The following is a 14,041-nucleotide window of genomic DNA, read 5'->3' on the forward strand; positions in this document are numbered from 1 at the left end:
CTGTAATTTGGTTTATACATTCAGTGATATGATTTACTCTACTCACAATCTGATATTTAACTTTGCTATAAATTCTAAAACTAAAAGTTATGTTCGGCAAAATGATATCAGATATGATGGTGAAACCAGGTAAATCCCCTGTGTTTGAAACCCCAGATCAGTACCAACTTAATTACGAAGATGTAACCTTTACTGCTTCAGATGGCGTCACTCTTTCTGGTTGGTTAATAAAAGGAGGAACCGATAAGGTAATTATTCAATCTCATTTTGGAGTACAATGTTCTCGTTGTGGATTTACACAAGAAGGTAAAGGAATGATGAAGAATGTTTTATGGACTAGTGACATTCATTTTTTGGATCAAGCCAAGTATCTGGTAGAAGCGGGGTACTCCGTATTGATGTATGACATGCGAAACCACGGAAATAGTGAACAAAACGGATGGGTAACATGGGGACTGGAAGAGCGCAAAGACGTGGTAGCTGCGATACGTTACATTTCAGAACATGAAGAATATCAAAAAGCCAATATCGGGTTATTATCTATTTGTATGGGGCAAGGAGCCAGTACTTTTGCTTTTGGTATGGAGGATATGAAACAATTCACCAACCTCAAAACCATGATCTCTGTACAACCACTCACATATGATTACTTTGTAAAAGCTATGGGGTTACCTGGTTTTCTAGTTGCAGCAGGTAACAAATACAATAAGAATAAAAGAAATATTTCGTTGGATGGAGATTCCTTTTTGCCATACGTAAAAGACATTTCGGTACCCACATTGGTTATTCAAAATAGTAACGATCCCATGACCAACATGGAGATGGTAAAACAATATTATAACGACCTTACTGTGGAGAAAGAGCTATTGATGATTGATTTGGAAAAGAAACGTGGTGCAGCATATGATTGGCTAGGCAAAAACCCTGAAAAAATAGTAGGTTGGTTTGACACTTATTTGAACTAATAGTTCATAAAATATTTTATCCAGAATGAATTCTGATAAATTGCTTTCCACACTTATTACTAGTTGTCCACAAGAAGGTTTTGAACTAGCTATCAAGTTATCTAAAGTAGGTTTACAAGCAAGTCAATCCGATTTAAAATTGTCTGAAAAATACAGTCTTGTGAGTATTTCTGAAATAATGGATGTAACTATTTCATCACAATTGATTGCTCTTAATTTTCATACCATCGCACTTGCCAATAATTATTGGAGATAGAGAATAACTTATTTTAAAAACATATGAATCATGATTAATGAACAACAAACACAAATGTTGAGTATGCTTGCTCAAGGTTTATCAAAGCCTCCACATACTCCTATTTTAAGAACCCCAGAAGATTATGGGATTGACTATGAAAATATTAGTTTTGAGACTGAAGATGGAATTACCATTAAAGGTTGGTTCATTCCAGCCGATTCTAATAAAGTCATTATCAGTAATCATTTTTCCCCAGCCAATCGTTACGGTTTCGCAGGTCATCTAGAAGGATTAGATTTTGCTGGAGGTTTTGAGGTGAATTTTTTACCAAGGTATAAAGCACTTCATGATGCAGGTTATAATATCATAGCATACGATCTTAGGGGGCATGGCGAAAGTAGCGATGGTAAAGATGGCATATCAGGAGTTGGTTATTACGAATGGCAAGAAGTACTTGCCTCTATCGAATATGCAAAATCCAAAATAGAATCTGCGGAGATTGCACTTTCTAGTATGTGTATGGGAGCAAATGCAACACTTAACGCGATAGAAAAAAAACCAGAAGCTTTTGAAGATATTAAGTGTTTTCTTTGTATCGCTCCTTTAAAAGGCCAGACAACCATTGAAAGACAGGCAACTCAAATGGGAATTGATCCTGAAGAAGCATTAAAATCCTTTGAACCGATTTACAATCAAATTACTGGTTTAACAATTGCTGATCATAATATTATTCCTAAATTTAAAAATCTTCGTATTCCTACTTTCTTTTTTCAAGTGAGAGACGATGCGAATTCAAAGTGGACCGATGTGCAAGAAATGTATGATATCACACCAGTTGAGGATAAGAAAATAGTTTATATGGAAGGTACACCGCTGAGATTTAAGGGATATAATTATTTTTCAGAAAATACAGAAGAGATGATTGAATGGTTTGATAACCATATGGATTAATGCAGATATATGAGTAGTTATTTTAATTTATTTGGGGCAAAAGTAACCAAAGATCTTGTTCGTAATTATGAACAGTCTGAACATTGGAGAAATGGAGCATTTCAAAATCTGGAGTACACTACAATGGGAGGCACCTTGCTAGATTTGCCTCGTGTAATTTACAAACAACTTTCTAATAGAAGTGGTCGTGTTCCTAAGCAATTTCTGCCGATCGCTGCGTTTGATAAAGACGATTTTTTGGCGAAGTCTAACACCGCAAAATTTATTTGGTATGGACATTCTGCATTGCTACTTCGCGTAGAAGGTAAAACCATTTTGATAGATCCGATGTTGGGTCCTAATACTACTCCAATAGCACCTATAGCAACCAAACGATTTTCGGAAAATACCTTAAATGTAATCGATGATTTTCCAAAAATTGACCTAATGCTAATTACACATGATCATTATGATCACTTAGATTATGCTAGTATCGAAAAGTTAAAGTCAAAGACTGAAAATTACTATGTTGCCTTAGGTGTAGGAAGACATCTCGAGAGTTGGGGAGTGCCTTCTGACTGTATTATCGAATTTGATTGGTGGGATTCCAAAATCTTTGGGAACATAAATATCACATTCACTCCAACGCGACATTTTTCTGGTCGAGGTTTAACAGACCGATCAAAAACCTTATGGGGGGGATGGGCAATACGATCATCAAATGAAAACATATGGTTTAGTGGAGATGGAGGGTATGGTAAACATTTTAAAGTGATAGGAGAAAGATTAGGCCCATTTGACATAGGATTTATGGAATGCGGTCAATATAATGAGGACTGGAAATTGATACACCTATTCCCAGACGAAGCTATAAAAGCAGCCATTGACGGAAAAGTTAAAAAAGCATTACCCGTACATTGGGCAGGATTCGCCTTGTCCTACCAGCACACATGGCAAGAACCCGCCGAAGACTTTGTCAAATATGCTCAAAAACATAAAATGGATTTTATCCTTCCGAAATTAGGCGAATTATTCAATATATCAAATGAATTAAAAGAAACTTGGTGGAAAAAAATTAAATAAAAAAACATATCCATTATGAACTCAAAAATTTTAATACTCTTGTTTGCACTAGTGGCTATTCTGGTGATCCTATATTTTACTGGCAGAAAATCGGTACACCATGAAATTACTATTCATGCCACTCCCGAAAAAGTTTGGTCCGTTTTGACAGACACTCAAGCTTATGACACCTGGAACCCAGTAATGAAACTGATAGAAGGACAAATACAAGAAGGTAATAAAGTAATTTATCAATTTACCCAAGATGCCAACAACGTGAGTCAAATACCCTCTACAGTAAAAGAAGTTATTCCAAACCAATTACTCAATCAGGGAGGTGGAATGCCATTGATATTAACCTTCGATCATAAATATATTCTCAAACCAACTCCAAACGGAACCCAACTAATCATCCATGAAGATTATCGAGGTATTGGTGTTAATTTTTGGAATCCCAAACCTGTGGAAGAAGCCTATGGAAGATTGAATAGGGCTATAAAAATTCACGTAGAATCTTTAAATTAGTGACAATGAAAGACATCATAAAAATAAATAACATTACCCAAGTACATGATTTTTTACAGCTACCAAAACCAAAGCACCCATTAGTATCGGTTCTGCCGATTACAGATGAGATGACGAACTATGATTATGGAGATTATTCCTATGTGTTTGGATTCTATCAAATTAGTTTAAAATCAGGGATTTCAGGTTCATTGAGTTACGGTAGAAATTCTTATGACTTTCAAGAAGGGACTATGGTTTTTATGAAACCCAATCAAACCATTAAAATCGAAAATAATCAAGAATATAAAGGAGCCTCTGGTTGGACGCTGTTATTTCACCCTGATCTAATTGGTAAATCAGAACTGGGTAAAATGATTAGTACCTATTCGTTCTTTAATTACGAAACCAATGAAGCACTTCACTTATCTGATGATGAAAAAAGATCGTTGACTGAACTGGTTTCCAAAATAGAAAAGGAATACAATCAAAACATTGATAAGCACAGCCAAGAATTGATAATTTCGAACATCGATCTTTTACTGAAATACTGTAAGCGTTACTACGATCGACAGTTTTATACCAGAACCAATCTAAACAAGGATCTTATTTCCCGGTTTGAAAATATCATGTTAGACTATTTTAATACCGAAAAGGCAAAAGATCTAGGCGTCCTAACGGTAAATTTCTGTGCAAATGAACTGAATATGTCCGCAAATTACCTGGGAGACCTGTTAAAAAACGAAACAGGAATCAGTGCCAAAGAGCATATTCAAAGCTTTTTGATTGATAAAGCAAAGACCAAAATTCTTACCAGTACACAAACGATTAGTGAAATTGCTTACGATTTTGGATTTGAATATCCACAAAGCTTCAATAAATTGTTTAAATCCAAAACAGGATTAACTCCAACACAGTACAGAAGTGCAAATTAGCTTATATTAGAGCTAAAAATATAACCACAACTGTACAAATATGATCGTTACCAAAGGAATTAGTGTATTTAAATTATTGAAGTGGACAGCACACCACATTATTTGGTTAACCCTGTTTATGGGTTCGATTGCTGCCTTATATTACTATGAGATTATTACATTTAGTATTCCCTGGTTACCGGTTTCTGTTATAGGTACCGCAGTTGCTTTTTATGTAGGTTTTAAAAACAATCAGGCCTATGATCGTATGTGGGAAGCAAGAAAGATATGGGGAGGTATTGTAAATGATAGTCGTACCTGGGGGATGATGGTTGACGGTTTTATATCCAATTTTTTTACAGATAATCAGCTTACAAAAGAAGAGATTCATAAGATCAAACAACGTCTTATCTATCGACATATCGGGTGGTTATACGCGCATAGAAGCCAACTATTGGTGGCTACTCCTTGGGAACATATTAGTCAGGGAGGTTTTACAGCCAGGACCGCTAGAAAATACCAAAAGAAATTTGGGATTGGCCTGGTCGATGATGAAGTTACTCGTAGTGAATTGAAGCAATTTTTACCAGAAGAGGAACACGATCGGTTAGTAGATTACAATAATACGGCCACGCAAATCATCAATGAACAATCCAGAGATTTACAAGCACTTAGAGAACAAGGATATATCGAAGATTTTCGACATATGGAAATGGCCAATATTTTGAAAAGCTTTTATACTTTACAAGGTAAAAATGAACGTATCAAAAAGTTTCCTTTACCTCGTCAGTATGCAAATATGAGCTGGTATTTTGTCGCTATTTTTGTGATTCTACTTCCGTTTAGCATGATGCCGGAGTTGGATAAAATAGGAGAGTGGGGAATCGGTTTATCTATTCCGATCACAGTACTTTTGGGATGGGTATATGTAATGATGGAGGTAACCGGAGATTACTCCGAAAACCCTTTTCAGGGAATGGCTAATGACATTCCTATGCTATCCTTATGCCGTACCATCGAAATTGATTTAAGAGAAATGCTGGGCGAGACCGATTTACCCCCTGGTATTGAGGCCAAGAATGGAATTTTGATGTAAAAATAGCTCAAAGATTATGTCACTTGAGTAAGGAACGGTACTTTTGAATCATGCAGCACTTTAAAACGATCTCTTCTTATTGTAAGGCGATACAGATTTCACTGCCAAAGCAATCGTATTTTGATATTAGAAGTTTTGAAGAAAACATGCCTACTGTTATCGCCAAAATGGAGCCTTTTAAACATGAGTTCTATGCTATAGCTATAAAAGTAGAAGGTTCTGGCAAGGCAATATCCGGACATCATACCAATTTTCCTGAAGGAGCAACGGTATTTTTTAATTCTCCGTTTCAAATCGTATCCTGGGACATTGTACCCGACTGGAAAGGGTACTATCTCATGTTTTCTAAAGAGTTTATTACCAAATCCAAGCACCTACAAGAACTACTAGCAGATTTTCCTTTCTTAAAAATAGATAAATCAATACCCTTTGAAGTTCAACCCGACGAAGTTTCAAAGTTATTAGCTATTTACGAAGCTATTTACGAAGAGCAACAGCATTTACAACAGGATTCTTCACAAATCATAGAAGCACAAGTACTGGTGCTGCTCAGTTTTGTAAAACGTTTCTTTACGCAACAGGTGACCAAAGAAGATGCTGCCAACGCATTTAGAAAGGCAGACGTTCATTTGCTATCCAGATTTCAAACCTTAATCGAAACCAGTTTTTATGAAACCAGTTTAGGAACCAAAAAGACCCATTCTACCAGTTTTTATGCAGATTTGTTGGCTATCCATCCCAATCACCTAAATGCTACGGTAAAAAGTATCACTGGTCATACGGCCAAACAGCATATCAATCAGTACATCCTACAATTGGCAAAATCACGCTTATTGCAAACACAAATGAGTATCAAAGAAATCGCCTATTCCCTTTATTTTGATTCTCCCAATAACTTCAGTAGTTTTTTTAAAAAACTGACGGATCAAACTCCAAATACATTCAGAAAAAGTCAAGCTCTTTGATTTTTATACTTCTTGATTTGATTCTATAAATCTTTCCAAGGGAATCTACAGCACCTTTGTATCATCAAAATACAATGATATGAAAAAGGTATTAATTATGATATTGACTTGTTATGCTTTTGCTGGTCAATCTCAAGAAAAATCAAGTATAGTTATGAACGATCAACAAAACATTACAACAACCATTACCAAAGTATTTGTACATACAGACCAGAAAGATTGGAGTGGAGTAGAAGCACAATTTAATAACCAGGTTTTTTTGGATTATTCTTCTATGACAGGTACGGATGCTGTAACGATTTCTCCAAATAAAATCACTACAGGTTGGAAAACGATTTTACCTGGTTTTACGCATACCCATCATCAAATCGGAAACTTTATTACAACGATCAATGGTAATACGGCACATGCCTTTTGTTATGGAACCGCCACTCACTATCTGGAAGATGAAAATGGAAACATCTGGACTGTAGTAGGAAGTTATGATTTTGATCTGGAAAAGATCCAGGATATCTGGAAAATCACCTCAATGAAGTTTAATTATAAGTACCAAAGTGGGAACACCAAACTTATCCAAAAAGCAATTGAAAATGCAAAGAACAAGTAAATCAATAATCCTGTTGTTACTATTGGTAATACTCTGGTCTTGTAACAATCAGGAAAATCAAAATGAAGTTAAATCCATTACAAAACATCTAGCGATGACCAAAGAAACTGCAATCCAAAACAAAGCTTCAGTAAAAGCATTCTTTACTGCTCTGGAAAACGAAAACGTAGAAGCATTGGTAGCCCTTTTTGCAGATCAGGGGAAGCATATCAATCCATATCACTCGGGTTTGTTTCCAACTGGAGCCAATGGCAAAGAAGAAATTAGAGGGTATTGGACTCCCGTTTTTCCAAATTTTGACGGTATGACCTTTCCTATCGATGAAATCTATGCGATGGAAGATCCAAAAATAGTATTTGTAAAATACACAGGTAACATCCAATTGAAGAATGATGCAGGTGTATACAGTAATCAATATTACTCCACCTTCAAGTTTAATGATGAAGGGAAAATAGAGGAGTACGTAGAGATTTTTAACCCTATCGTGGCTGCCCGAGGTTTCGGGTTGCTAGATAAAATCAAGTAGTATGATGAAAAAAAGAATAATCCTTTTAGCGGCAATCTCGGTGATGATACAGGGATGTAAACAAGAAACAAAAGTTGAACAAAAAGAAGAGATCAAAACAACGATAAAACAAAAAGATATGAAAAAGATACAATTCAAAAGTGAAGGCTTAGCTATTGTTGGGAACTTATTTTATCCACCTAATTTTGAAGAAGGAAAACAATACCCAACCATTGTATGTTCAGGAAGTTGGACAACCGTAAAAGAACAAATGGCAGGTTTGTATGCAAAACGTTTTGCTGAAGCTGGTTTTATCACCCTGGCATTCGATTTTAGAAATTACGGAGAGAGTGAAGGAGTGCCAAGATCCTGGGAAAATCCAGAGATGAAAATTCAGGATATTCATAATGCCATTACATATTTACAAACCCTACCAGAAGTAGATGCTAACAAAATTGGTGCTTTTGGAGTATGTGCAGGTTCTATGTACACCCTTATGGCTGCAGCAGAAGATGAGAACATAAAGGCTGTGGCCACTACAGCGTCCTGGTTACACGATGCAGAAGCCGTAAAACTGTTTTATGGAGGAAAAGAAGGAGTACAGTCTAAAATTAAATTAGCACAAGATGCAAAAAAGAAATATGCAAAAACAGGAGAGTTTACCTATATCAAAGCCATTTCTACAACAGATCCAGATGCTGCTATGTATGGAGAATTTGACTACTATCTTAATCCAGAACGCGGAGCTATTCCAGAATGGAGTGCAGATCAATTTGCAGTGGCTACCTGGGAAGATTGGTTAACCCTGGATCCATTTCCGTCGGCAGTAAAGTTAGATAAACCTCTATTTATGGTGCATAGTGATGGTTGTGTATTGCCTGATTATACCAAAAAGTATTTTGAAGCTGTGCCTTCTAAAAACAAAGAGTTAGTATGGGTAGATACAGATTTAGCATCTCCAATGCATCAGTTTGCGTTTTATGATCAAGAAAAAGAGGTACATCTCGCAGTAAATAAAACCAGTGATTTTTTTCATAAAAATCTCTAGTGTTCCCCCTCAGTATTTATACTGAATTATATTCCAAATAAGAACAGGTCTCTAATACCGAGACTTGTTCTTTGTACACATTAAGTTGTTTTAGCTTAAAACGGATCACATATCTCCGCCTAACCATTTTTTAAATTTACCTATCTTCTCAATAGCTACAGTAACTTGTGGATCATCTGGTATAGGGATTAAATGTAAAATTATCTTGGACTTTGAGGAGTAATACATTTTGGAAATAGAAGAGGTATGTATGATGTATTTGCGGTTAATTCTATAAAAATCCTTCGGATTCACCACATTTTCAATACTCTTTAAGGAGGATTCTATGGGTAATCTTTCTCCTTTTTTCAACTTGATAAAAGTAATTTTATCTTCAGAATAGAAATAAGCTACTTCTTCAATATCTACAGTTTTTAATTGATTCCCAGTTTTGACCAAAAACCGTTTTTTATACGAATCTTCGATATTACCTAAGAGTTGTGCATAATCCAATTGTATTTGATGATGATCTTCGTATTGTTTCAATTTGTTCAAACTACGCTGTAATTTTTCTTTTGCAATCGGTTTCAATAGGTAATCAATACTATTTTGCTCAAACGCTTTGATCGCATATTCGGAATAGGCGGTTGTAAAAATAATCTTTGAAGTAATCGTTCCCACTTGGTTGAATATTTCAAAAGAGTTATCGTCTGATAAGTTGATGTCCAAAAAGATCAGGTCTGGAATGTTTTCTTTGAGGTAGCTCACGGACTCCTTCACAGAAGGTAAAATACGTGCTATTCGGATGTTTGTATCCAATTCTTGTATCATGTTTTGCAGTTTGATGGCTGCAATTTCTTCATCTTCTATAATTATAGCCTGAATCATAAGTTGGGAGCGATTAAAGGAATTCTTGCAATATATTTTTGGTTTTCTATAGTAAATGTTGGAATCTCTTTATGAATCAAATCATATTGGTTTTTCAGGTTTTTTAATCCAATTCCTAAAGAAGAGTCCTTACCAATTGGTGTTTTCCGAGGCTGAAAGTTATTTTCTGCAATAATATAATCTCCTTGAGTTACAATATTGATTAGCAGTGGATTTTCGTTTTCGACAACATTGTGTTTAATTGCATTTTCGACCAGTAACTCCAGAGTCATAGGAGGAATCAGATACTTCATCTTGGGAGCATCGATTTGATAATTAATAACAATTGCTTCTTTAAAACGAATACGCTGAAGTTCCATATACGACTTAATAAACACCAATTCTTTTTCTACGGGGACTACGAGCTCCTCACTATAATCCAAATTGTATCGATATACATTCGATAACTCTTGTAGAAATGTATCAGCCTTATGCGTATCTGTATGGATTAATGCCGATAAACTATTGAAGCTATTAAACAGAAAATGTGGATTCAATTGTTTTTTTAGAGAAAGGTATTTTGAAATGATCTTTTCACTTTCATGTTTCGAAAGTTCCATTTTCATTTTATGTCTATTTTCTATTACAGTAAGGTAATTTTCAAAGAAGTAAACAAACAAAGTAACAATAAGTACACTTACCAGCACAACAAGAAACAAGGAACCTTCAGAAAGACCAGAATCCACGGTATCATCATCATCTATAAACAAATAGGAAGTCATCACTTCCCACAAAACACTAATAAATAATGTTTTGAATACAATCATAGAGATCATGCCCATTTTATTTAATGGATCAATGAGTCGTTTTTTGAAGAACTTATTTTCTGTGGTTAAAATAGCTCTGACTTTATAAATGATCCATATAAATAAAAAGGTGGTTGGAAGAATGACAATCGTCTCTTGTATTGCCTCTTGTAATGAGGTGTGCTCTAACTCGTATACGAAATTAAAGAAGACAATCAATAGAACGAATGTCCCATAAATATATACTCTTCCGTTTTTTAGCATGTACTTCTATTGTTTATTCTATTATTCTGAAATAATCAATGATTCTTCTTCCACATCAGCAGCATAAAAATAGCCTAAAACTCGATTACTTGGGGTATCCAAATTAAAAACATTACTTCTAATGGATGCTGGAGGAGGATTACCAACAAATGATAACCCCTGATTTCCGGTTTGTACAAAGAGTTCTAATAGATATTTATAATACGCTTCAGAAATTCCTAATTGCTGGATGGTAGCAGCATCTCCCAATTCAAATATTACTTCTTCATTGGGATTCACTTCTATACGTTGTAGTCCATCAAAAAACTCATCGCTTTCAACCAGTGTCCTACTGTTTCCAGGGTCTGGAACAATCACAAACTCTTCATTTCGAAATACTCGATAGTAATAAAAATTAGCGATGTTTGGCGGGTCTGTACTATCAAACTTTACAAAATACCCTTCGTCTGTAAACAAGGTTTCTTCTTCAAAAACGGCATAAACATTATCAAAGTTGGTCACCTCATTAAGAGTATCACTACCTTGATATGTTTCACCCTGCCATTCGATAGTGATGGTATAGCTTGTATTTAAGGTAGCAATGACGCCAGAATTTGTATAGATTCCATTTTCGGTATGCAAAAACTCAAAATCCTGATTCCCATCATTTACTATGATGGTGGCATTGGTAACGGGTAAGGGGGGCGTATCATCCAGAAACCCTGTAGTGGTCGTTAACCGAATGCGCTGTTCTGTTAATGGAGTAGTGGTATTTCTTTCTATCCCTCCGTTGATCACCAATCTGGGAGCGCTACCCGCTAAGGTAATATCGCTGGTTACATCAGTTTCACAACTGTAAATAAAGATCAGTGAGCATATTAAAACTAGTTTTTTCATCTTGCTTGTTTTTGAGGTTTTTTAAAATCTAAATTGGTAAGTAATACTGGGAACAATTCCGAAGTAAGAAAGCTTGGTAGCCTGGGTTTCTCCTGTAGCTACATCCATATCATTTACTTCACTAATTTCTCTGAAGAAAATTGAAGCCGCATTCTGGCGATTGTACAGGTTAGCAATACTAAATATCCAACTGCCTCGTTTCCCTTTTTTGGGATTGAGAGTTGCTGATACGTCTAGTCGGTGATAAGCTGGTAAACGATCGCCATTTCTGTTTTGATAATCGGCAACTACAAGTCCGTTTTGCTCATATTGCCCAGTTGGATAGGTTACTGGTTTTCCCGAACCAAAAACAAAGTTGGCTCCAAAATCCCATCGATCATTTAGTTTATAAATCCCAACGAGGTTGAGCTCATGTAATTGATCATTATTGGCTGGATAGTATTCGTTATTGTTAATTCCGAGTACATTTCTCTCTGTTCTGGCCAAAGTATAACTCAACCAACCGGTAAGCTTTCCTTTATTTTTATTAACCTGAACTTCCAATCCATAAGCTCTACCATCTCCTTGAGCCACTTGTGTTTCAATATTTTCGGTGAATAGCAAATCCGCACCGTCGATAAAATCAGTAACATCCTGTAAACTTTTGTAATAGGTTTCTACATTAAAATCATATGCTCCATCAGCAAAAGATCTGAAATACCCCAAAGCGAATTGATCAGAGTACTGTGGTTTTAAAAAAGGACCACTAGGTGCCCATACATCTAATGGAGTAGCAGAAGTGGTGTTGGAGATCAAATGTAGATATTGATAGTTTCTATTGTAACTTAATTTTAAAGAGTTACGGTCATTAATCAAATATCGAGCAGAAAACCGAGGTTCAAAACCATAGAAGTTTTCAATACTCTTACCAGAACCAAACTCTGTCTCTCCAACAACATCATTTTCTTCATAAATATCTTGTACAGCATTATAGGTAAGAGGGTCACCGGTTTCGTATTGTAATATCACATCTTTCCCAATACGATTAAAGTTGGACAATCGAACCCCATACTGTAAGCTTAGTTTATCAGAAATCCGTTGTTCAAAATCGACATAAGCAGCGGATTCGAGCGCGAACTTCTCTCTGAATTTCTCGGGATTAACCGAAGAACCTTCCAAAGGTTTAATTTCCCCTGGTTGAAAGTTGTAATACGTAAAATCTAATCCTGTACGTATTGTATTTTTATCATTGATGTACCAGGTTAATCTTGGCTTAAGGTTATAATTTAGAATATTGGAATTCCATCTAAACTCGGTTCCAGAACGTAAATTATCCAAATTGTAATCATAGTTACTAAATATGGCAGAGGTTTGCAGAAATAACTTGTCATTAAGCTCACTTGTCCAACGCAAAGTACCAGATGCATTACCCCAAACTGTTCCCAGTAAGCTTCCAATTTCGAAAACATCTCTTCCGAAATATCCAGACAAAAACAATCGGTTATTCTCATTAATGGTATAGTTTGTTTTTAAGTTAATATCATAGAAAGAAAGCTTAGTGTCCTGAAAGTCATCGCCTCCCAACGGAGCAAATAGATCTATGTAAGAGCGTCTACCAGCTAGCATAAAACTACCTTTACCTTCATCATTATTCCCTTTACCAATTGGGCCCTCGATCATTGCTTTGCTTGCAATAAGCCCTAGACCCAAGGTTCCTCCAAATTTCTTGATGTTACCTTCTTTCTGTTTTACGTCTAATACGGAAGATAAGCGTCCACCGTAAATGGAAGGAATACCTCCTTTGTATAGCTTCAAATCTTTTACCGCATCGGTATTAAAAACCGAGAAAAAACCAAATAGGTGAGAAGCGTTATAAATGGTAGCATCATCTAACAAAACCAGATTCTGATCTGCAGAACCCCCTCGTACATTAAATCCAGAGGAAGCATCATTTACACTGGATACTCCTGGCAAAAGTTGTATGGATCTTAAGATATCAGGCTCTCCCAAAACAACAGGTAACTTTTTTATCGTTTTTGAAGAAAGCTGAACCACACTCATTTCTGTGGATTTTACTGAAGCAGTACGTTTGGCTCCAGAAGAGGTGATGGTTACCTCACTGAGTTGCGCTATATCTTCTTCCAGTTCAAAATCAAGTTTTACATCTTCGTCGATATAAATTTCCTGCGTATTTGTTTTATATCCCATTAAAGAAAGCTGAACGTTATAGGTTCCCTCGGTTAACGTAATAGAATAAAATCCATAGTCATTGGAAACTGTGCCTTGATTTGGTCCAGTGATTATAGTTACGGCCCAAAGACTTTCTCCCGAGGCTGCATCTTTTACATAACCGCTTAAGGTATATTTTTCCTGAGCTTGTAATGTGATAAGAAAGAATCCTAGGGCGACATTCACAAAGATTTTCATAAGCTTTTT

Annotated in this window: 15 protein-coding genes; 11 read left to right on the top strand and 4 right to left on the bottom strand. The window is 35.8% G+C overall.

All coding sequences use genetic code 11. The features are described 5' to 3' along the window. Positions 1-89: 89 nt before the first annotated feature. The 11 genes from ACXAGJ_RS02070 to ACXAGJ_RS02120 all read left to right on the top strand — a co-directional run bounded on the left by ACXAGJ_RS02070 (position 90) and on the right by ACXAGJ_RS02120 (position 8,834). Positions 90-965 (top strand): alpha/beta hydrolase, encoded by an 876-nt coding sequence (locus ACXAGJ_RS02070; protein ID WP_474836661.1) that lies wholly within the window; start codon positions 90-92, stop codon positions 963-965. Positions 966-990: 25 nt separating this feature from the next. Then, a complete protein-coding gene (locus tag ACXAGJ_RS02075; RefSeq protein ID WP_474836663.1) occupies positions 991-1,221 on the top strand; it encodes a hexameric tyrosine-coordinated heme protein in 231 nt (76 codons plus the stop codon). A 30-nt stretch (positions 1,222-1,251) separates the two neighbouring features. Then, complete coding sequence (locus ACXAGJ_RS02080) at positions 1,252-2,154, top strand: alpha/beta hydrolase family protein (RefSeq protein ID WP_474836665.1); 903 nt, start codon at positions 1,252-1,254, stop codon at positions 2,152-2,154. A 9-nt stretch (positions 2,155-2,163) separates the two neighbouring features. Next, positions 2,164-3,216 (top strand): MBL fold metallo-hydrolase, encoded by a 1,053-nt coding sequence (locus tag ACXAGJ_RS02085; protein WP_474836667.1) that lies wholly within the window; start codon positions 2,164-2,166, stop codon positions 3,214-3,216. A gap of 15 nt (positions 3,217-3,231) precedes the next feature. After that, on the top strand, positions 3,232-3,720 hold the full coding sequence (locus ACXAGJ_RS02090; RefSeq protein WP_474836669.1) for an SRPBCC domain-containing protein: 489 nt from the start codon (positions 3,232-3,234) through the stop codon (positions 3,718-3,720). Positions 3,721-3,725: 5 nt separating this feature from the next. Further along, on the top strand, positions 3,726-4,634 hold the full coding sequence (locus ACXAGJ_RS02095; protein WP_474836671.1) for a helix-turn-helix domain-containing protein: 909 nt from the start codon (positions 3,726-3,728) through the stop codon (positions 4,632-4,634). A 40-nt stretch (positions 4,635-4,674) separates the two neighbouring features. Next, complete coding sequence (locus ACXAGJ_RS02100) at positions 4,675-5,709, top strand: bestrophin family protein (protein ID WP_474836673.1); 1,035 nt, start codon at positions 4,675-4,677, stop codon at positions 5,707-5,709. Between the two features lie 50 nt (positions 5,710-5,759). Further along, entirely contained in the window at positions 5,760-6,674 is a 915-nt protein-coding gene (locus ACXAGJ_RS02105; RefSeq protein ID WP_474836674.1) for a helix-turn-helix transcriptional regulator, read from the top strand. A gap of 79 nt (positions 6,675-6,753) precedes the next feature. Further along, positions 6,754-7,281, top strand: coding sequence for a nuclear transport factor 2 family protein (locus tag ACXAGJ_RS02110; protein ID WP_474836676.1), 528 nt, complete (start codon positions 6,754-6,756; stop codon positions 7,279-7,281). Further along, positions 7,265-7,807, top strand: coding sequence for a nuclear transport factor 2 family protein (locus ACXAGJ_RS02115; RefSeq protein ID WP_474836678.1), 543 nt, complete (start codon positions 7,265-7,267; stop codon positions 7,805-7,807). Before ACXAGJ_RS02110 ends, ACXAGJ_RS02115 begins: the two co-directional genes overlap by 17 nt. Position 7,808: 1 nt before the next feature. Then, a complete protein-coding gene (locus ACXAGJ_RS02120; RefSeq protein WP_474836680.1) occupies positions 7,809-8,834 on the top strand; it encodes an alpha/beta hydrolase in 1,026 nt (341 codons plus the stop codon). A gap of 105 nt (positions 8,835-8,939) precedes the next feature. On the opposite strand, the gene ACXAGJ_RS02125 is transcribed toward ACXAGJ_RS02120, so the two are convergent. Genes ACXAGJ_RS02125 through ACXAGJ_RS02140 form a run of 4 tightly spaced genes read right to left on the bottom strand, consistent with a single transcriptional unit; the run spans position 8,940 to position 14,032 of the window. Continuing rightward, positions 8,940-9,701, bottom strand: a complete 762-nt coding sequence (locus ACXAGJ_RS02125; protein WP_474836682.1) for a LytR/AlgR family response regulator transcription factor — start codon at positions 9,699-9,701, stop codon at positions 8,940-8,942. Further along, positions 9,698-10,750, bottom strand: coding sequence for a sensor histidine kinase (locus ACXAGJ_RS02130; protein ID WP_474836684.1), 1,053 nt, complete (start codon positions 10,748-10,750; stop codon positions 9,698-9,700). The genes ACXAGJ_RS02125 and ACXAGJ_RS02130 overlap by 4 nt, the downstream gene beginning before the upstream one ends. Before the next feature lie 21 nt (positions 10,751-10,771). Continuing rightward, positions 10,772-11,626, bottom strand: coding sequence for a DUF4249 domain-containing protein (locus ACXAGJ_RS02135; protein WP_474836686.1), 855 nt, complete (start codon positions 11,624-11,626; stop codon positions 10,772-10,774). A 21-nt stretch (positions 11,627-11,647) separates the two neighbouring features. Then, complete coding sequence (locus ACXAGJ_RS02140) at positions 11,648-14,032, bottom strand: TonB-dependent receptor (RefSeq protein WP_474836688.1); 2,385 nt, start codon at positions 14,030-14,032, stop codon at positions 11,648-11,650. Between the last annotated feature and the right edge of the window lie 9 nt (positions 14,033-14,041).

The sequence above is a fragment of the Aquimarina sp. AWH4_224 genome, assembly GCF_056160245.1.